The organism is Panacibacter ginsenosidivorans (assembly GCF_007971225.1).
Classification (GTDB): Bacteria; Bacteroidota; Bacteroidia; order Chitinophagales; family Chitinophagaceae; genus Panacibacter; species Panacibacter ginsenosidivorans.
In genome coordinates, this window is the sequence record NZ_CP042435.1 from 1,550,069 (window position 1) to 1,570,905 (window position 20,837).

At 37.5% G+C, this 20,837-nt stretch carries 19 protein-coding genes; 5 read left to right on the top strand and 14 right to left on the bottom strand.

From position 1 onward, the window contains the following. Positions 1 to 8: 8 nt before the first annotated feature. Positions 9 to 2,192 carry a PAS domain S-box protein gene (locus FRZ67_RS06410; protein WP_158638320.1) on the bottom strand — a complete coding sequence of 728 codons (2,184 nt, stop codon included), beginning with the start codon at positions 2,190 to 2,192 and terminating at the stop codon, positions 9 to 11. A 378-nt stretch (positions 2,193 to 2,570) separates the two neighbouring features. Here FRZ67_RS06410 and FRZ67_RS23585 point away from each other — a divergent pair, with 378 nt between their 5' ends. Continuing rightward, positions 2,571 to 3,110, top strand: coding sequence for a PAS domain-containing protein (locus tag FRZ67_RS23585; protein ID WP_225975523.1), 540 nt, complete (start codon positions 2,571 to 2,573; stop codon positions 3,108 to 3,110). Beyond that, the gene (locus FRZ67_RS23590) at positions 3,047 to 3,646 is read left to right on the top strand and encodes a sensor histidine kinase (protein WP_225975524.1); all 600 of its coding nucleotides are present in this window, start codon (positions 3,047 to 3,049) and stop codon (positions 3,644 to 3,646) included. The genes FRZ67_RS23585 and FRZ67_RS23590 overlap by 64 nt, the downstream gene beginning before the upstream one ends. A gap of 159 nt (positions 3,647 to 3,805) precedes the next feature. On the opposite strand, the gene rbp is transcribed toward FRZ67_RS23590, so the two are convergent. The 6 genes from rbp to FRZ67_RS06445 form a co-directional block, all read right to left on the bottom strand. After that, positions 3,806 to 4,120 (bottom strand): RNA-binding regulator, encoded by a 315-nt coding sequence (gene rbp / locus FRZ67_RS06420; RefSeq protein ID WP_147188749.1) that lies wholly within the window; start codon positions 4,118 to 4,120, stop codon positions 3,806 to 3,808. A 215-nt stretch (positions 4,121 to 4,335) separates the two neighbouring features. Beyond that, complete coding sequence (locus FRZ67_RS06425; protein ID WP_147188750.1) at positions 4,336 to 4,584, bottom strand: hypothetical protein; 249 nt, start codon at positions 4,582 to 4,584, stop codon at positions 4,336 to 4,338. Between the two features lie 503 nt (positions 4,585 to 5,087). Continuing rightward, positions 5,088 to 8,057 (bottom strand): type IX secretion system periplasmic lipoprotein PorW/SprE, encoded by a 2,970-nt coding sequence (gene porW, locus FRZ67_RS06430; protein WP_147188751.1) that lies wholly within the window; start codon positions 8,055 to 8,057, stop codon positions 5,088 to 5,090. Positions 8,058 to 8,270: 213 nt separating this feature from the next. Then, positions 8,271 to 8,984: an endonuclease/exonuclease/phosphatase family protein gene (locus tag FRZ67_RS06435; protein ID WP_147188752.1), complete on the bottom strand. Its 714-nt coding sequence runs from the start codon at positions 8,982 to 8,984 to the stop codon at positions 8,271 to 8,273. Between the two features lie 140 nt (positions 8,985 to 9,124). Next, positions 9,125 to 9,871 (bottom strand): hypothetical protein, encoded by a 747-nt coding sequence (locus FRZ67_RS06440; protein WP_147188753.1) that lies wholly within the window; start codon positions 9,869 to 9,871, stop codon positions 9,125 to 9,127. 159 nt (positions 9,872 to 10,030) lie between these two features. Further along, a complete protein-coding gene (locus FRZ67_RS06445) occupies positions 10,031 to 10,264 on the bottom strand; it encodes a hypothetical protein (protein ID WP_147188754.1) in 234 nt (77 codons plus the stop codon). Positions 10,265 to 10,480: 216 nt separating this feature from the next. On the opposite strand from FRZ67_RS06445, the gene FRZ67_RS06450 reads away from it, so the two are divergent. Then, positions 10,481 to 10,819, top strand: coding sequence for a YciI family protein (locus FRZ67_RS06450; RefSeq protein ID WP_147188755.1), 339 nt, complete (start codon positions 10,481 to 10,483; stop codon positions 10,817 to 10,819). Next, positions 10,819 to 12,099: an RNA polymerase sigma factor gene (locus tag FRZ67_RS06455; RefSeq protein WP_147188756.1), complete on the top strand. Its 1,281-nt coding sequence runs from the start codon at positions 10,819 to 10,821 to the stop codon at positions 12,097 to 12,099. Before FRZ67_RS06450 ends, FRZ67_RS06455 begins: the two co-directional genes overlap by 1 nt. Before the next feature lie 83 nt (positions 12,100 to 12,182). On the opposite strand, the gene coaD is transcribed toward FRZ67_RS06455, so the two are convergent. From coaD to clpB, 7 genes are all read right to left on the bottom strand, one after another. After that, on the bottom strand, positions 12,183 to 12,653 hold the full coding sequence (gene coaD / locus FRZ67_RS06460) for a pantetheine-phosphate adenylyltransferase (protein WP_225975525.1): 471 nt from the start codon (positions 12,651 to 12,653) through the stop codon (positions 12,183 to 12,185). A 108-nt stretch (positions 12,654 to 12,761) separates the two neighbouring features. After that, complete coding sequence (locus FRZ67_RS06465) at positions 12,762 to 13,688, bottom strand: aspartate carbamoyltransferase catalytic subunit (RefSeq protein ID WP_147188757.1); 927 nt, start codon at positions 13,686 to 13,688, stop codon at positions 12,762 to 12,764. 81 nt (positions 13,689 to 13,769) lie between these two features. Beyond that, positions 13,770 to 14,291 (bottom strand): bifunctional pyr operon transcriptional regulator/uracil phosphoribosyltransferase PyrR, encoded by a 522-nt coding sequence (pyrR, locus tag FRZ67_RS06470; protein WP_147188758.1) that lies wholly within the window; start codon positions 14,289 to 14,291, stop codon positions 13,770 to 13,772. Positions 14,292 to 14,495: 204 nt separating this feature from the next. After that, positions 14,496 to 15,017 carry a DinB family protein gene (locus tag FRZ67_RS06475; protein ID WP_147188759.1) on the bottom strand — a complete coding sequence of 174 codons (522 nt, stop codon included), beginning with the start codon at positions 15,015 to 15,017 and terminating at the stop codon, positions 14,496 to 14,498. 16 nt (positions 15,018 to 15,033) lie between these two features. Next, the gene (locus FRZ67_RS06480; protein ID WP_147188760.1) at positions 15,034 to 16,080 is read right to left on the bottom strand and encodes a flavin reductase family protein; all 1,047 of its coding nucleotides are present in this window, start codon (positions 16,078 to 16,080) and stop codon (positions 15,034 to 15,036) included. Positions 16,081 to 16,262: 182 nt separating this feature from the next. Beyond that, positions 16,263 to 16,925: a DsbA family protein gene (locus FRZ67_RS06485; protein WP_225975526.1), complete on the bottom strand. Its 663-nt coding sequence runs from the start codon at positions 16,923 to 16,925 to the stop codon at positions 16,263 to 16,265. Beyond that, positions 16,897 to 19,524 (bottom strand): ATP-dependent chaperone ClpB, encoded by a 2,628-nt coding sequence (gene clpB, locus FRZ67_RS06490; RefSeq protein WP_147188761.1) that lies wholly within the window; start codon positions 19,522 to 19,524, stop codon positions 16,897 to 16,899. Before clpB ends, FRZ67_RS06485 begins: the two co-directional genes overlap by 29 nt. A gap of 282 nt (positions 19,525 to 19,806) precedes the next feature. Between clpB and FRZ67_RS06495 the strand changes: the two genes are divergently transcribed. After that, entirely contained in the window at positions 19,807 to 20,826 is a 1,020-nt protein-coding gene (locus FRZ67_RS06495; protein WP_158638321.1) for a serine hydrolase domain-containing protein, read from the top strand. Positions 20,827 to 20,837 lie beyond the last annotated feature (11 nt).

Below are 20,837 nucleotides of genomic sequence, written 5' to 3' on the forward strand. Positions count from 1 at the left end.
ATGCAGGTTTAACTGTTATCTGAAGTAATATAAGGCAGGCTGATAATAATCTTTGTTCCTTTACCTGGAGAAGAAATTAACTCAAATGCTCCACCCAGTGAAAGCACTCTTTCTTTCATTCCTAAGATACCAAAAGATTTTTTATTTTTTACAGATGCCATATCGAAACCCTGCCCATCATCTTCAATAGTTACAACAATATTATCACCTGTAATATTTAAAGAGCTGAAAACTTTATGTGCATTTGCATACCTGGTAATATTGGTTAAAGCCTCCTGATACACCCTGAAAATGCAGTTTGCAATTGGCTCGGATGATCTGATCTTTTTTTCAACCGTAGAAAATATAACAGGTATGCCGGTATTGGCAGTAAACTGGCTGTCTAACCATTGCATAGCTTCCAGCAATCCATTTTCGTCTAAAACGCCGGGACGCAGTTCACTCAATATCCTTCTTATTGATTGGTTACTTCCGTCAAGCAAGGTCATAATGTTTTTTAATTTGGCTTTTAGAAGCGTTGTTTCTTCCGGTATTTTTTTATCTATCCATGCAACATCCATTTTTATGGCGGTAAGCTGTTGCCCAAGTTCATCATGTATTTCACGGCCGATTCTTTTACGCTCTTCTTCTCTTATGGTTTGCAGGTGTGTTGTTAACTGCCGTAATTTTTCGTTAGTACTTCTAATATCTTCTTCAGCTTTTTTTTGCTCTGTTATATCTTTATAAAAGACTGTTAACCCATCATCAGAAGGATATACTTTTGCAAAAAACCAGCTATCCATAGGCGCATAATAATCTTCAAACTCAACCACTTTCTTGGCGCGCATCGCATCCTGATAATTCTTTTGGAAATTAGTGCCGATAAGTTCCGGGTGTACTTCCCAAATTGTTTTGCCTATAATTTCTTTTTTGCCTTCCGGGTGTATAACCATTGCAGCATCATTCAAAAAAGTATACCGCCATTCATTATCAAGAGATATTACCCTGTCCTTGATTCGGTTTAATGCTGTTTCTTTTTCTTTGTATATTCTCGCTATTTCTTGTTCTGCTTTTTTATGCTCTGTAATATCAGTGATAGTACCAACATATCCTATTATTTCATGCTCCGCATTTCTTTCAGGAACAGCCTGTCCAATAACCCATGCAATTGTTCCGTCGGGGCGCACAAATCGATACTCTGTAGATGATGTTGTCTGTTTCTTTGTTGCTTCCTGCCAGCCTTTTACCAATGCGGGTTTGTCTTCCGGATGTACCACACTAAACCAGCCATCTCCCAATGCCTCCTGAAAAGGTAAACCAGAAATAAGACTCCACATTGGGTTAACATATGTGGTATAACCGGAAGCATCTGTATGAAATATTCCTACCGGGGATGATTCTGCAAGCGTCTGATACCGCCGCTCTCTTTCCAATATCACTGCTTCTGCTCTTTTACGTAGCATTTCTTTTTCAAAAACATCTAATGCAAAAGAAATATCACGGGCTGTTTCTTCCAGTAATGCAATTTCTTCTGCATCAAAAAAATTTTTTGTATCAGCATATAGTGTAAAGGCTCCTATAAGTTTTCCTGATTTCATAATAGGAAGCGCTATTGAAGAAAGATAGTTACGTTTCAAAGCTTCTGTTCTCCACGGAACCATTCTTGGGTCGGTTTCTATATCATTACAGAATACATATTTTCCTTCCAGCAAAGCAGTACCCGTTGGTCCTCTTCCTTCCGGCACACGATTATCTGCAATAATTTTTATGGCAGATAGATATTCCAAATCCATCCCATCATGCATTACAGGTCTTAGTATCCTGGTGCTTTCATCTATTATGCCTACCCATGCCATTTTAAATTTACCAGTCTCTATTGCAATCCTGCAGGCTTCTTTAAAAAGTGTTGCCTCATCAGTAGTCTTTACAATCATTTGATTGATCTGACTGATAAGAAGATACAACCTGTTTGCTTTAATAATCTTTGCTTCTGATTCGTCTCTCTCTGCAATGTATTTCCTGTTCTCTACAGATAATTGCCGGGCACGCAAAAAAAGTAATAACAATAAAATCAACGCTAAGAAAACAAGAGCAAGTAAAAGATAAAATTGCAGTGGCTCCATGCGCCTGTAATGTGGGGCAGCGATAAGCAGGATGAGAAACACAGTTATTAAAAGCAATGCAATGACTTGTATCAGCACTCTTCGGGACATAAGATGTATTTTCATAAGCAGCCTCCGGTAAAAGAATTATCAATGCCTTACTTTTGTCACCTCTGTGTAATTTATAAAAAAAATAAATAAGTTGGTCTTCCATAATAAAAAAGCAGTTTTGTAAGCTGGCATAAGGGGTGCCATTGAGCTTTGGTTGTGTCACTCACTTGTACGACCGGTAATTCTACTGTACCAAATAAAGCCGATAATATTAATATTAATTGTTTATTATCCTCTTTCTGTCGTTTTCACGATAATGCATGAGACACGTTACCTTCCGTTCTTATTGGGTAAAACATTCCTCATAAGACAGCTTGTAACTAATATTATCTTTACCTTCTTTTATCTATATGTTTAAATAAGTGCAAGCTTTTAAATATGCCTGAAGCAAATACTAAAATAAGTGAGCTGATAGAGCTGAATGATGAACTGGAAAATTATTTTAGAAATACCATTATACCACAGTTATATATTGATGGCAATCTTATATTAAGGAAATACACGCCACCAGCCATGAAACAGTTTAATATATCTGATGATGATATGGGTAAATCAATTATTGAAATTCATGATAATTTTCGCTTCCCTACAATCATAAACGACATTCAGGAAGTAATAGGCAGTAATGAAGTTCTTGAGAAAGAAATTCAAACTACTGATTACAGGTGGTTCGAAATGAATATTATTCCATATATAGAACGCAGGACTAATAAAACAAATGGCGTAATCATAACATTTGTGGATATTACAATGCGTATTAACGATTTAAAAGAACGTGAGAAGCTGATTGCAGATTATGAAACCCTCCTGGATACCATTTCCCATGATATAAAAATCCTTTGGCTAATTTGTCAATGGCTGTTGACCTGTTCAAAAATACTTCTCCTGATAACCAAAAAGAATTTCAATCACTTTTAAAAATTGTAGATAGTTCCTTGTCGAAAATGTATAAAATAATTATTGAATTAATGGATACAAGGAAGGAAGGACCAAAATATAAAGCTGAAGAAGAGGTTTTAAATTTCAAACATATACTGGAAGATGTCCGACTTACACTTAATAATAATATTTCAGCATCGGGAGCAATTATAAAAAGTGAAATAAATATTACGGAAATTACTTTTTCCAAAAGAAAGTTAAGAAGCATTATTTATAACCTTGTAAGCAATGCCATAAAATTTAAATCACCAGACAGAAAGCCTCAAATTTTTATTAAAACAGAAAGAGAAGGAAATTTCATTGTTATTTCTGTAAAGGATAATGGCATCGGCATTGATGCAGGTAAGTTTGATGCTATTTTTTCAAAATATTATCGCATTGAAAATGCTATTGAGGGTTCCGGCATTGGATTATATCTGGTAAAAGAGCTCGTAAATAATTCAGGAGGAAAAATTGTATTAGAAAGTGAATTGGGTACAGGCTCAGAATTTAAAATATACTTAAAGCCTGAATAAAATTATTGCTTACATAAATCTCATTAGCGTTTAAAAAGCACAAGAGTGCGACGCAAGAAAAGCCACATAGGTATACAAGTGCCGGGTACAAAAAATTATTGAGTTATGGGCAAAATAAAAGCCCTGTTGCCAGGGCTTTATGCATTTCCGGAAAATATCTTAATACCTGTTTTTATTATAACTATTTCCGTTGTTGTAACCGCCGCCACCGTTGCCACGTGCAGGCCTGTCTTCTTTTGGTTTAGCTACTGTTACGCTGATAGCCCTGTTTTCTACAGTTGCGCCATCAAGTTCAGCAATAGCTTTTTTACCAGCAGCATCGTCAGACATTTCAACGAAGCCAAAGCCTCTTGATCTGCCTGTTTCTCTGTCGTTGATAACTTTAGCTGAGGTTACTTCTCCATAAGGAGTAAAAAATTCTTTTAAGTCTTCATCCTGTACGTTGAAGCTTAAATTAGAAACATAAATGTTCATTCTTAACAATTAAAAATTAAAGATTTCTGAGAAAGCAAAGAGTAAGAAACTAACTAAATGCAGATTTACTAAGCAATGTAATTAATGAATACTGATGCGAGGCTCAAATTAACAGTGCGAAGATAACCTTTATTTCTGCATTACCTAATAAAACATCAAAAAGAATACTGGCCTGCTTAATAATCATGCAGTCAGGAGATAATTTTTTCCAAGTGTTAGTTTAATAAATCATCAATAGGAATTGCCTCCAGGTAAGGACGCAGTGCATCAATACCGGGCAGAACCCTGTATTCTTCAATAACCTTATTTGCTGTATTGCAATAGGTTTCTATATAATAATTTTCTAACTGAAAAAGAAAAACAATGGAATCGGGATAAGTTCTTTTGGCGAGCAGCACGCCCTCTTGCATCACTGACTTTTTTTTATCTGCCTCATTCAATAGAATAAATTCAGAAAGCTTCATAGTTTTAATTTTAATAGCGTTAACTAAATAAATGTTTACTAATAACCTTGAACTGAACTAACTAAACGAAAACAAAAAAGACCGCGGACAATAACTAAATGAACTTCAACTTTTAAGACACATGCAACAACAAATGATTAAGTGCTTAAGACGGGTACTGAATTGTTGCAGACAAACGGGATCTTTACAAATATAGTGATTATTATGCCAGGCAAAATTTTTCTCTATAAAAGCGATGTAGTACCATAAGCAAAACAGGGAAATAAGATATCTGTTCAACAACTATTAGTCTATGTCTCATCACGCATTAATACAAGCCTCTACTTAGAACTATGAAACATGATTTTTAAAATTTATAGCGGGCTCAGTTATTTTGCTGCACAATAAAATTTCCAAGCGAACAAATGGTGACACGAGAGACGATGCCATGAAATGCCGTAGCTGAAAAGCAAATAATATCTACGGCATTTCATGAAATAAATACTAAAGCCTGTAAACAAAAATTAAAACTTGCCGGGCAATACTTTATCTATTAGTTTTTTATAACTGTCTACATCTTTAATTTCTTTCATAATAGCAAGGTTGCTTTCGCTGATAATACTGTAAGTGTATTTATCAGGGGTGAGCCATGGGATAATGCGGCTGCCGGTTACAGGTTTTACTTTATCAACGTACTCAACTGCTACGGCCGCATCTGTAAAAGGGCCGATGAGCACAAGATTATAACGCTCATCAAGTGGCACAGGCGTAATATTTAATTTCTGATTGTAGAAATTTACCTGGTTGTATTTATTGAATGCATTCTTCGCTTCGCTTACAAAAACAGGCGCTACTTTATCGAGCAACACAACTACATATTGCGGATCTTTTGCATTAAACTCATAAGATTTTATAACAGGAGCCGCAACTTTGTTGGTTGTATCAACATTTGATTTGGCAATTTGCGTTACCGGTTTTGATACAAGGGAATCGCGTTTGGTATCTACTTTTTCAAAAACAGTCTTTGGTGTTTCAAGATTTACAACAGGGCCAGCATCTTCTTGGTAACGTTTAATATCAAGATTGGTAAGATAGTTCTCAATTTCTTTTCTGCGGCCAAGCACATCTATCATAGTGGCTGCTTTTTCTGCAAGCGGTGTTTGCGCATACATGTTTTGCAGGTTAGTTAATTTTTCAATAGCCGTGCTGTCGTCTCTTTTTGAAACGTAGTAAATAGATTCTATATAAAGCAACTGTGGTGTCCAATAGCTATTACCATAAGTGCTGTCTGCAATAACTTTAGCTGCTTCGGCTTTTTCAAATTCACCGGAAACAAAGAGATCGTATATTTCTTTATATTTTGCCGTAGCAGGATCGCTTTGCTTCTCTGCATTTTTACGGGCATTTTTTATTTTAGCTGTAAAATCACCTTCAGGAAAATTCTTTGAAAGTGTACCAGCTACTGCTGCTGCACCTGCCTTGTCGCCTGTTTTGTTGTAACAATAATAAAGATTAAACAATGCCTGTTCTTTATTTTTTGTATCAGGATATTTTTCCAGTAATTCAATATAGGTTTTTATGGCGGCAGGATAATCTTCTAACTTATCCTGGAAAGCCTGGCCATTAAGGAACAAAGCATCGGCAATCTTTTCATTTGATGCTTTCATTTGTTCATCAGTTAATGGCAATAATGCTAATAAACTCTCGTAAGTAATTTCACCGGTTGAATCCGTTAACAAAGGTTCTCCTGTATTTGCAACTACTTCAGTTGAGTCATCTCCTGTATCTGTATCATTATCGTCTTTTTGGTCATCGCCGGCTTTTTCCTGCTTGATGCCGGCAAGTCTGCGCCAGTTATCCGCATTAGGCCTGTTGCCCCATGTAGCGCGGAACTGATTAGCGCCACTGCTCTTTAACTGAAGATTATTAAAGTACCAATCCTTATTACTTGCACTGGTGTTAGCATTAAAAAGATCGGCGGGCTGTGGCTGTTGCACAGCGGGGTTTATACTTAATTCCGGTTCTTCTGAAAGCCCTTTTTGCTTGCGTAAACTCCGTACAGTTTTTTTTATCAATGCATCCCGTTTGTCTTTAGGCAAAGCAGCCACTTCCCGGAGGCTGTCTTCCCTGTTGATTACAATCACATCGGCTGCAATAATTGTAAGTGCTTCTTTACGCAAGTCAATTCTTTTAAGGTCTTGTTCGTCTGTTATAGAAGAAGTTTCCACACTATCGTAAAAATTTTTTGAGTCAACATATTTACTATCATTGTAATTGATGTCTGCCAGCAGCAGGAAAGATTTACTTCTTTGTTCAGGATTTTCTTCCGTGTTGTAATAAATACTTTTCTTCAGCATAATAGCAGCAGCCGAATCATTTTTCATATCAAGTTCTACCTGTGCAATAGCATAATAAATAATATCGCGGTAACCATAATATTTATCGCGTTTTGCCATCTTCTGCAAATTATCAAGCTTTTCTTTCAATACATTTTCATCCTTACTGCCAGATGCTTTAATGCTATTGAGATTGGCATACACTTCCATTACAGGATCTGTAGTGTGAGCTGCACTTTTGCTGTACCATGCAATTGCTTTCTCTATGCTGTCAGTTTTTTCATATAACTGCGCAATCAGAAATTCCATTCTTGCTTTTTCAAGGTTGCTGCCAGCTGCTTCCAATGCTTTTATAAGATGCGCCGCAGAACTATCGGCAATGCCTTGTTTATAATTCCAGTAGGCCACCAGTTCGTGTAACGCAGGTTGCAACCGGGCAGGAAATACCGGATCATGCTGAAGAATTTCAAGAATGCCTCCTGCTTCGCCAAAATTATCCGTCTCCATATCATTCCTCGCCTGCCACAATAAAGACTCGTTGCGGCTGGGTGGTGTAGCAAAAACTTTTTGCACCAAAGAATTATTCTCTTTAGTGGCCACGCTAAAAACACCGTTTCCCGAAACATTACTGCCCACAGGAATATCATAACCACCTTCTTCCTTTGGCGCCCATGCATAATTGATATAACGAAAGACAGCATTAGCCGAATCAAAATTCTTACGGTAGAAATAGGCCTCTCCAAGTAAAAGGTATAGATTATCAATCCAGTCATTACGCAGGTCATGTAATAAAATACCTGCATTACATTTATAGATAACCGAATCAAGTTCTCCGCTGGTGGCTGTAACATCAAGCGTATAATTGTAAAAAGGAAGTAGTTTGGTATAATCGTCTTTGAACGACTTTTTTGCGCCGTCCAGGATTTCGTTTAATTTATTCTCTGCGTTGAAGTAATAATTGTAATGCGTAATACCGTTCTGGTAAACCCGTTTTGGATATTTAAATTTCTTTTGGTCACTTTTTTCAGAACTTAAAGTGCGGTTCTCGTATTGCTTCGGTTTATCCAGCTCAACTGTGGTTCCCGGCTGGGAAAAAACGGTTAGCGAAATAATGGCAAGAAATACGGTTAAAAATATATTCAACAACGATTTACGCATGCAGTAAAGTTCAGTTTATAATAACTTAAAAACAGCCTAAAATATTTTTTAAAAGTACAGTTATTTTTTATTCAGGGCCATGAAGTAAATATTAATGCAAATAGGGTCGATTTTAGGCAATCTTTTGTGTGACCAGCGCCAGTATTTCAATTGAACGCCTGTTGTGTCACTCACTTGTACTTTCGGAAATATGGCGGCTGAATGAATTTCACTTCAATCATCAAAACGCACGATTACAGGAACATGGTCGCTATACTGCATCCAAAAAGTATGATCGCCAATTTCAACAGATCTCAGCTTTTGAAGCAGATCTTTAGAAACAAAACAATAATCAAGATGGTACGGTTTGTCTTTATTCTTGTATAAAAAAAATGTTGGATGTTCTTCTTTGCCCTGCATCTGTTTGTGATGTTGGTGGTAAGTGCTGTAAATACCCTTTTCTTCAAGACGTTTTACAACTGTTGAGTGATTGCCGATCCTGCGTTTTCTGTCCCATATAGCGTTGCTGTTAAAATCGCCGGCAAGTATTGTTGAGGTCTTCTTTAAATATTTATCATAATGATTTACAGCTTTCCAAACCTGCTCAACATATTTCCCATCTTTATCTTGAGGATTATTTGCCCAGACAGCGAACAAATTAAACTTTCTTTTATTACCCGTAACACGAATGGGGATGATCATTTTAAATGCAGGATTATGAACATCCAGTAGTTTGAGTTTGTAATTATTGAAAGCAATTATGGCAAGACCTTTATGGTGATTTGCGCCAAACCAAAGTATTTGTGTTGGCTGAACATCAATGTTTATAAACATTAATTTATCGGGATGCTCGCATTCGGGTATAACAAGAACGTCTGGCTGAAGCCGAAATACTGTTGCTGCTTTTTTTCGGAAAGCCATATTACAATTCCAGGTAATGATCTTCATTGTATAGCAGATATGAACAGATAAACTTAATAAATAATTATTAGTTGCTATTATTTCTGAACGTACAAGTGAGTGACACAACAGGTGATGCCATAAAATTTTTATGCCGGTCACTAAAAAAAATCAGGTTATAGTAAAAATCAGCGGTAAGAAATTAGATTAAGTCTTATACCATAACTGTCGTTATCAAACTTAGCCGGAGGCGGGGTTGTTTGCCAGGTCCAATGGAGAAATTCTTTATATACAAGACCTATGCCGTATGCATACACTTCTATGGAATAATTTCGTTGCTGGTAACTATTAGGATCAAAGTCTCCCGGCGGCGAAGTTTCATCTTCCTGCAAAACAGTAATTGTATTAGGCAGTTCACCCATTAACACCGTATAAGGCATTGCAGCGTTTTGATAAATATAATTCCAGCCATCCATGAATTGATATGAAGAGGATGCACTTCTTGTATCGATATAAGAATTTCCCTGCCAGTTGTAATCATTACGTAATGGCTCTTTAAGTTTTATAAACCGCAGATTGTTCTCATCCATTACTTCTACAGTATTGTCTTCGGGAGTTATGTAATAAGAGCCTATTGTTTTCCATGGTTGTGATTCCAGCGTATCGGTAATGGAACGGTAAACACGATAAGAAAGACGACCTATGTTGTCTCTTATAGTATCAGCAATGCTGTCTCTTGCATGATAACTTTTTACTTCAAGTTCACTGCCGCCGGAAATAGGGATAAGTAATGAATCTAATTTGTAAATAAAAACTTTGCCGGTTTGCAGGGGATAATAATCAGATAATGCAGGCAGGTTTACTGTTTCGGTTTGTTTAGCGCAAGACAGCAACAACCATGACGTAGTAAAGAATGCAAACAGTATCTGCTTCATGCAACGCAAGATAAGGAAAGAAGATTTTGTAAAAATTTACCTGTATATAACGTATGAAGTAAAATAAAGAGTATATGACATTATCACAAATAAAAAGTTCTCATTGAACAGCATTTATTATTAGCAGCTCAAGGAGAACTTAACAGTTAGCCGACAAATTCAATAGCCAGCTGTGCTGCTGGCTGCGGAACCATCATAGTTTCCACCGCCACCACACGTGTGGGTTGTGGCTGGTTGATTAGCAGCCGTGCTTCCGGCACTTGTACCAGGTTTTACAGTGGCAGCGCTTTTGTCGGTTTGCTTTGGTGGAACAACAGCCTTTTTGGAACAGCCTGCGACAACGAAAAGGCTCATTGTGCTAAAAGCAAGAACTACCAAAATATTTTTTCTCATAAAATATTTATGTCTCTAAATTTAACGCTTCTTTTTGGTATGAGATAATTGGAGCGTGATTAAAATTAGAAGAAGCCGTATATAACTGTGCTGATCTTGGCTTTTTAAATGCTGAATAAAATTGTACAAAAAAAGTTTTACTTTATTGTCCGCTTATGTTTTAGTTACCCGTCATTTTATTGATAAACACATTCAACAATTCAAAAAAAATTTATCATGAAAGATTTTATGTTCATTTTCCGTAACACCACAGACAGACCTTCTGCCACACCAGAAGAAATGCAAAGCAATATGCAGCTTTGGTTTGCATGGGTGGAAAAATTAAAAAACCAGGGCATTTATGTAGCCGGCGAGCCATTAACACCAGCCGGCAAAGTATTGAAAGGAAAACAAACTGTAATAACAGATGGTCCATTTGCTGAAAGCAAAGAAGTTGTGGGTGGCTTTTTTATTATTAAAGCCGATACAATTGAGCAGGCTGCAGAACTTGCAAAGGATTGCCCCGACCTTCCCGGCAGCGGAACTGTTGAAGTGCGTGAAGTAATGAAAATGTAATGCAGGAAGATCCATCAAATGAAATTTTAGTAGATCATCTTTTCCGCCACGAAGCGGGAAAGATGATTGCTGTGCTTACACGTTTATTTGGTATGCACAATCTTTCTATGGCTGAAGATGTAGTGCAGGATGCATTTCTAAAAGCTACACAAACATGGAAATTTAAAACTGTACCCGATAACCCTTCTGCGTGGTTAATGCAAGTCGCAAAAAATAAAGCACTGGATATTTTACGCAGAAAAAATGTTGCCGATCACTATTCTCTAGAACTCTCCACTCAACTACAGGAAGCAACAGGTAATTATGTTGACCAGGTTTTTCTTGACACAGAAATTGAAGACAGTCAGTTGCAATTGATATTCGCTTGTTGTCATCCTTCATTAAAAGAAGAAGATAAGGTTGCATTGACATTGAAAACTGTTTCGGGTTTTGGTGTAAAAGAAATTGCGAATGCTTTGCTTACGCAGGAAGAAACGATTCAAAAAAGAATATACAGAGCAAAACAATTTATACAGCAAAATAATATTGAGCTTGAAATACCTACCGGAAAAGCATTACAGCAAAGACTTGATACAGTACATACAGTTTTATATTTAATTTTCAATGAAGGTTATAATGCTAGCAAATCTGATGAACTGATAAGAAAGGATATTTGTGCAGAAGCCATGCGTTTATGTTTGTTATTGTGCGAACATAAAACTGTTACACATCCTGCATCTTTTGCGCTGCTTGCCTTGATGTGTTTCCAGGCTTCAAGATTTGAAAGCAGGCTTGATAAAAATAATACCATCATTCTTTTGCAACAACAGGACAGAAGTTCGTGGAATCGTGAACTGATAGATCGTGGTTATTATTATTTAAATAAATCTTCTTCGGGCGAAAACATCACGGTCTATCATATAGAATCTGCTATTGCTGCAGAACATTGTCTTGCAAAAAATTTTGCGTCAACAAATTTTACACGATTGTTGCACCTGTACAATATGCTTTATCAAATGAAGCCCACGCCCATTGTGCAAATGAACAAAGCCATCGTGCTTTCTTACACAGGAAAAACAAAAGAGGCTATTGAACTGATGCGTTCAATAGAAGGCATTGAACTTTTATTGAAGACTCAATATATGTTCAACGCTGTGCTTGGTGAGTTACATATAAGAAATAACCAGTCACAACAAGCTACAGATTATTTAGAAAAAGCTCTACAGCTTACACAAAGTGATGCAGAAAAAAAATTGTTGAAAGAGAAGATCAACACATTACGCAGTATACAATGGTCATAAAATTTTTAACCCAGCTAAAGCATTTCAATTAAGCTTTGCTTGCGTCGCACTCTTGTACTGTTAGAAATAAATGCTGCAAATAACTAATATCCCTTTAATGTTTTTATCACGGCTCCTGGTAAAAATGGAGATGCATCTCCATGATGTCTTAAAATATCTCTTACAATCGTAGAAGCAACTGATGTATATTGAGGCTCGCCGGTCAGAAAAACTGTTTCCACACTCCTGTCTAAAGTGCGGTTAGCATCTGCAATGGTTTTTTCATATTCAAAATCACTTACGAAACGAATACCGCGTAATATAAAATTTGCTCCTATTGTTTTGCAGTAATTTACTGTCAATCCATCATAAGTATGTACTTCGATCTTTGGTTCGTCTTTATAAATATCCCGGAACCATTGCATCCGTTGCTCTGCAGAGAACATTGGTTCTTTTGATGGATTAATACCAATGCCTACAATGATCTTATCAAACAATGGCAATGCACGATTGATAATATCTGTATGACCAAGCGTTACAGGATCGAATGTGCCGGGAAAAAGACATACTCTCATGATTTCGGATTTTAGATTGCAGATTTCGGATTGCTCATTATTGCTCGGAACGTACAAGTGAGTGACACAACAGGCGATGCCATGAAAACAAAAGTCCGTTACATAAAATTAATTCTCCCTGTTCGCTAATAAATACAACACAGCCATGCGAACTGCAACACCGTTTTCTACCTGGTTAAGAATGATGCTGTGCGGACCATCGGCAACATCGCTGTCTAATTCCACGCCGCGATTGATTGGACCCGGATGCATGATCACAATTTCTTTGTTGAGTTTATCAAGCATGCTGCGTTTAATGCCGTATGCAAGATTGTATTCACGCAACGAAGAGAACAATGGTTGGTTCTGACGTTCCAATTGTATGCGCAATACATTCGCAACGTCGCACCACTGCAACGCTTCCATTACATTGTAGGTAACATTTACGCCATGTGCTTCTTTTATATATTTTGGAATAAGTGTTGGGGGACCAGCAACAAGAATTTCTGCACCCATTTTTTTGAGTAAATAAATATTACTTTGAGCAACACGGCTGTGCATAACATCTCCTATGATCGCAACTTTTAAGCCCTCAAGGGTTCCTTTTTTTTCAGTCATGGAAAATGCATCAAGCAAGCCTTGTGTAGGATGCTCATTGATGCCATCGCCTGCATTTACAATTGCTGCCGGAATATGTTTTGCAAGAAAGTGCGGCGCACCACTGGCGCTATGGCGCATTACCACCATATCTACTTTCATGCTGAGAATATTATTCACTGTATCAAGTAACGTCTCTCCTTTTGCAGCGGATGAAGTGCTTGCGGCAAAGTTGAGTGTATCTGCAGAAAGCCTGCGTTCTGCCAGTTCAAAACTCATACGTGTACGTGTAGAGTTTTCATAAAAAAGATTTACGATAGTAACATCTCTTAACGATGGTACTTTTTTTACTGGGCGCTGTAAAACTTCTTTGAATTGCTGTGCTGTGGAAAGAATAAGCTGTATATCTTCCTTCGTGAGGTCTTTGATACCGAGCAGATGTCGAGTAGAAAGTTTCATTAAAAAGCGAAGATATAAGAATGTTTCGAGTTTACAGTTTTGAGTTTTTTATGTTGAAATTTTTGTGTATAAATTTTCTAATTATATAAGCACAACATCATCCACACCATCTTTTTCTTTCCAGTGCACCAGAACTTTTTGCGAGGGAAACGTATCTATTGTTCGGCCCACATAATCTGCGTGAATGGGTAATTCACGGCTGAAGCGGCGGTCTATTAATACGCATAGTTCAACTTTTGCAGGCCGTCCAAAATCCAGCAATGCATCCAGTGCTGCACGAATGGTTCTACCCGTCCACAACACGTCATCAATGATCACCACGCTTTTGTTTTCAATGCTGAAAGAAATGTCTGTTTTGTTGGCTATCTTAAGTTCCTTGCGCACATCATCGCGGTAAAAAGTGATATCGAGTTTGCCGTATCTAATTTTTGCAGGGTCAATTAAAGCTTTTAGTTCATTCACAATGCGGTCGCTTACATAAATACCGCGTGGTTGTATACCAATGATCACTGTATCATTTAGTTCAAGATGATTTTCAAGAATATTATGTGCCAGTCTTTTTATACTTAATGCAACCTGTTGCTGAGACAAAATAGATTTCAATGCAGTTCAATTTTGCACTAAAATAAAGCATTCAGGTACACTTACAAAAAAGACAATTTGGAGATATATTTTGAGCCAGGCAATAAAGCTGATATTGAGCTTTCATTGCGTCGCACTCTTGTACTGTGTGAATAATATTGAGCAGAGAAAACCGCAGAGCCCGGAGACAAAAGAAAATTCGTATTATCTCTCCGCCTTTGCGCCTCAGCGGTTATTATTTTGTTTTAAAACTTTTACAGTTACAAGTAACTGACCGGTATGCCGCATGGTATGTTCTGCCGCATGAAATAATAGTCCCACTACAGTTGAAGGTAATTGCTTACGACCAACACCACGAAAACCTGTTAACGTGTTTTCATTTGTTGAGCTTAATTGTTTAAGCGAAAGATCAACTTGCTTATTAAAATTTTCCAGCAGCATAGCAGTGTTGATTGCACTATCTTCTTTCCCTTCTGCTACCAAATAATCTAATTGCTGCTGGTCTAACTGTTCTGCTTTTGCATAAGTAAAAAGCCTGTCAAGCACACCAGTTAAATGTTGCAAATGAAAAGCAACCGAGGCATTACCTGCAGGCTTTTCCCATAATAATTCAGGTGGAAAATTTCGCATCATTTCATTTATTTCATCTCTGGCCTGCAATAGTGCGTGGGCAACAGGCTGCAATAATGCGGGAATATTTTCAATAGGACCACGCATCCAATATTCAGGTTGTTTTGTAGTTGTCATAATAATTTGTTTATGATTATTCATATTCTATCACAACATCGCCGCCTACAGGATAAGCCTGGCAAACCAATACACAACCTTTTGCAATTTCATCATCGGTGAGTACTTCATTGTAAGCCATCCATACTTTGCCGCTGGTGCATTTTGCTGTACAACTGCCACAGCGACCTGCTTCACAACTATAAGGCAGCATAATATTTTGTGATTTTGCTACAGCTAAGATCGTTGATGGATATTGAACAGAAAGTTCATATTCTGTATGCCCAATGTGAATAGTTGCGTTATGCTTACCGGTATCAGGCGGAACTGGTTTTACAATTCTTGGTAAGGTGCTGAATTGTTCTTTATAAATACTTTTCATTGGAACTCCATAAGATAACAAGGTTATTTGTATCATTAACATGTAATCAAAAGGACCGCACATATAGAACAAAGCATTGTTTGCTTCTACTTTGTATTTTTTTAAAAGAATATTCAAAAGATAATTGCTCAATCTTGCTTTATGAATATTAATATTGTCGCTAAAGAGAAATTCAATTTTAAAACGATCAGAATGTTGCTTTTGCAGGAATTGCAATGCTTCAAAAAAGATCACATCATTTTCATGACGATTGCTGTAAATGAGTGTTATGGACACATCATTCCATTTTTGCAATGCGGCCCTTATCAATGTATAAACAGGCGTGATGCCACTTCCTGCAGCGAGAAAGAGTATCTGTTTTATGTTAGCTGGTTTCTCTTTGGGAAGTATAAAAAAACCAGATATGCCTGTTGTATAGAATTCATCTCCGTTTAACACATGATCCAGCATGTAACGGGAATATTCTCCGTTTACTACTCTTTTAACAGTAATGCTTAAAAAATTTTCCTGTAAAGGATTTGAGGTAAGTGAAAATGATCTTCTTTTTTCTGTGCCCGTATTATAAAAAAGTAAGGTAATGAATTGTCCGGGCTGGTAGTGAGGTTGCCAACCATTGAGTGGTTGTAATACAAAAGTTTTTGTCAAAGCTGTTTCAACGATAATATCTGCCACTTTCACTTTTTGAAGCACTGAAGTATCCATAAAAATGAAAATAAGATTTACCTGTTATTTATCCATAAAGAGCGCAAACATTTCATTGTGAAATAAATTATTCGCCTGGCTGCTATTTTGAAAGGCGTAGAAGTGAGTGACACAACTAAGCTTAATAGCTGCACTACAGCTAAGTACATAAATAAAAATCCCGCCATTACAGCGGGATAATCTTATGCTACTTGTTTTTGCGTTGTTTTCTTTTTTGATTTCTTCAATGCTGCATCGATAGCCGCACTTATGTTTGCATAAGTTGGTTTGCCCTGCAACGGTTCATCGTTGATGAAGAAGGCTGGTAACTCTTTTACACCGCGGTCAATACCCTCTTTAAGATCGTCCTGTACATGCCATCCGTAAGTTCCATTTACAAGGTCTGTAAGGAAATTCTTATTACTGATGCCGACTTCTTTTGAGTGAAGTTTTAAGCTGATGGTTCCAAGATTGCGACGGTTGTTAAACATTTCATTGTGCATTTCCCAAAACTTACCTTCCTGAACAGCGGCAACTGCAGCTTCTGCTGCTTTCATGCTACGCTGGTGAATTCTTGTAAGAGGGAAATGACGAAAATTAAATTTTACCTTACCATCGTAATCCTGCAAAACCTGTTTCACCACTTCATTTGCCTTGGCGCAATCCTCATTTTCATATTCACCAAACTCCATGATTGTTACAGGAGCATCGCTGCTACCTACAAATACTTTTTTAGGGTCTATGATTTCTACTACCTCTTTTTTAAATGCCATAACTAACTCCTTTTCTTTGTTTTGATATGAAAACAAATGCCATCGCGATGCGATGGCACTGTATTTATTTTCTTTTTCCGTTTGCTTTTTCAAGTTCCGGAGTTTCATTCCGGAATACAACTGTTCCATCGAACACATCCACCAGTACTGGTTTTGACTTATCAATATCCCCGGCCAAAATTCGCTTACTTAATTGATTTACAATCTCTTTCTGTATTAAACGCTTTAAAGGCCTGGCACCAAACTGTGGATCATATCCATTTTCTGCAAGAAAATCTACCAGGTAATCGCTGAACGTCAAATGTATACTATTTTCCGCAACCAACTGCTCTAATTGTTTCAATTGTATGTTAATGATGTTCCGGATCTCCTTTTTAAGTAATGGATGGAACATAATTATCTCATCTACCCTGTTAAGAAACTCAGGACGTATAGTTTGACGTAACAGGTTCATTACCTCTATCTTAGCTCTACCAGTAGCTTGCTCTACATTGTCTTCATCAACATTTTCGAAGGCGTCTTGAATAAGGTGGCTACCAATATTGCTGGTCATAATAATAATTGTATTTTTAAAATTTACCACCCTCCCTTTGTTGTCGGTAAGGCGCCCATCATCCAAAACCTGCAACAAAACATTCCAGACATCCGGATGCGCTTTTTCTATTTCATCCAACAAAACCACGCTGTACGGTTTACGACGAACTGCTTCTGTAAGCTGGCCACCTTCATCATAACCTACATATCCGGGAGGCGCACCAACTAAACGTGATACCGTATGTTTTTCCTGGTATTCGCTCATATCAATACGCGTCATCATACTTTCATCATCAAAAAGATAAGCCGCCAACGCTTTTGCCAACTCTGTTTTACCTACACCGGTAGTACCAAGAAATATAAAGGAGCCAATAGGTTTTTTAGGATCCTGCAAGCCGGCACGGCTCCTTCTTACCGCATCTGCTACTGCAACAATTGCTTCATGCTGACCTACTACTCTTTCGTGTAAATGCTCTTCAAGATGTAAAAGTTTTTCCCTTTCACTTTGCAGCATTTTTGCAACAGGTATACCAGTAGATTTTGCAATGCTCTCGGCAATATCTTCCGCGTCTACTTCTTCCTTCATGATGCGTTTATCACTTATGGAATCAAGTTCTTTCGAAAGTTTATCGATTGACTGTTCTTTATCTTTTATTTTTCCATAACGTATTTCAGCCACTTTACCATAGTCGCCGTTTCTTTCAGCTTGCTCTGCTTCGAGTTTTAAATGCTCGATCTCAGCCTTTGCATTTTGCACCTTTTCTACCAGTTCTTTCTCTTCTTTCCACTTTGCTTTGAATGTATCACGCTCTACAGAAAGATTTGCTATCTCTGTATTCAGTTCTTTTAATTTAAAGTCATCATTTTCTCTTTTGATCGCTTCACGTTCAATTTCCAATTGACGAATTTGTCTTTCCAGCTTATCCAGTTCTTCCGGCATAGAGTTCATTTCCAACCTAAGCTTTGCAGCACTTTCATCTATTAAGTCAATTGCCTTATCCGGTAAGAAACGGTCTGTTATATAACGATGCGATAGTTCAACCGCAGCAATAATTGCTTCGTCTTTAATACGCACATGATGGTGCGTTTCGTAACGATCTTTTAAACCACGCAAAATAGAAATTGCATCTTCTTCCGTTGGCTCATCAATCACTACCTTCTGGAAACGACGCTCCAGTGCTTTATCTTTTTCAAAGAATTTTTGATATTCATTAAGCGTAGTTGCACCAATTGCTCTCAACTCCCCACGTGCCAATGCTGGTTTTAAAATATTGGCTGCATCCATTGCTCCTTCACCTCCACCGGCACCAACTAGTGTATGAATCTCGTCGATAAAAAGAATGATCTCTCCATCGCTGGTTGATACTTCTTTTACTACACCTTTCAATCTTTCTTCAAATTCGCCTTTATATTTTGCACCTGCTATCAACTGACCCATATCCAATGCATAAATCACTTTGCTTTTCAAATTCTCCGGTACATCGCCGTTTATAATACGCATTGCCAAACCTTCTGCAATGGCGGTTTTACCAACACCCGGCTCACCGACTAGAATTGGATTGTTCTTCGAACGACGGCTAAGTATATGCAATGTTCTTCTTATCTCCTGGTCACGACCAATAACAGGATCAAGTTTACCTTGTCTTGCCATTTCGTTCAGGTTCTTTGCATATTTATTTAATGCATTGAATTGCGTTTCCTGTGTTTGAGATTTTACCGTATCACCTTTGCGCAAATCGTTGATTGCAGTTATCAAACCCTTCTCAGTTAAGCCTGCATCTTTTAATAATTTTGCAGCCGCATCGTTACCCTGCACTATTGCCAGCAGTAAATGTTCCGGCGTTACAAATTCATCATTGAATTTCTTTAATACAGCACCTGCACGCAACACAACATTGTTCGCATCGCGACCAATTGATTGTGCAGCTTCTCCATTTGTTTTTGGAAGTTTGTTTAATAATTCATCAAGCTTGTTTTCAACAAGATTAACGGTTACGTTATTCTTCTTTAACAAGTATTCAACAGGCGAGCCTTCCATATCAAGCAGCGCTTTTAGAATATGCTCTGTTTCGATATTTGGATTCTGATTATTGAACGCCAGCTGCTGTGCCTGTTGTACAGCCTCTGCCGCTTTAATAGTGAAATTTCCTAAGTTCATATATGTTGTACGTTATAAGTTTTAAGTAATAAGGTTTTTTGAATTGTGTTGTTGGCTAAAGTTTTTCATGGCTTCTTCGTTGTGTCACTCACTTGTACTTACTGTTCCATATTCAACTGAACGTACAAGAGTGCGACGCAACGATGTACAATGCTTATTCATAAGCCGGGCTCATAAATATTGCTTTAACATCTTTTATTCAAATAGCTTTATATCTTTCAGCAAATCACAATCCAACATAAGTAACAGGAAAATATGGCGCAAAAAATATCCTCAACCTGCATGAAAGTCAGTACTGTACTAGTTTTCATGCTATTATTACAGGTTGCCGATGCACAATATAATTTTAGCGAACTGGATAGTAAATTAAGTCAATACCAGCAGCAGTTAGGAGGTAACGTGGTAACATTGATTTACAAAGACAGCCAGCTTATCTATAAAAAAGAATTAGGGGATTTCAAAGCGAATACGGTTGCACCGGTTGCCAGTTGCAGCAAATGGCTAACGGCTGCATTGGTTATGACTTTTGTTGACGAAGGCAAACTTTCTTTAGATGATAAAGTAAGCAAATTCATTCCCGAATTTACATCTTATGGCAAGGGTTATATAACGATTAGAAATTGTTTATCTCACACAACGGGCATTGAAGATAAATCCGGGCTTGCGGGCATTTTAGAAAATAGCCGATTTACAACTTTGGAGGATGAGGTAAATAACTTTATGAGCAAGCATGAAATATTTGCGCAGCCGGGGCAACAGTTTGCGTATAGTTCAGTCGGGCTGAATATTGCTGGCCGGGTATTGGAAATAATCAGCAGGAAACCATTTGACCAATTGATGACGCAAAGAATATTTCGCCCACTTAATATGAAAGCAAGTACATTTTATAGTGAGCGTGCTGCAAACCCCAGCGGCGGTGCAAAGTCAACGGCAAATGACTACATGAATTTTCTCACAATGATATTAAACAAGGGAATGTTCAATGGCAAAAGAATTTTAAGTGAACAATCCGTTGCAGAAATGCAAAAAGCACAGACCAATCAAAACATGATAAGATACGCCCCGCCAACTGCCGAAGGCTTTAATTATGCACTAGGCGAATGGATACTTGAAGCTGATGCAACCGGTAGCAGTACCACTGTTGCAAGCCCCGGATTATTTGGCACCTGGCCAATGGTGGACAAATGCAGAGGTTATGCCTGCATTATTTTCGTAAAGACATTATTACGAGATAGCAGGAAAGAAATTTATACAGACATTAAGAGAACTATAGATGCGCAAATCGCATCGAAATGCAATTGATAATTTTTTTT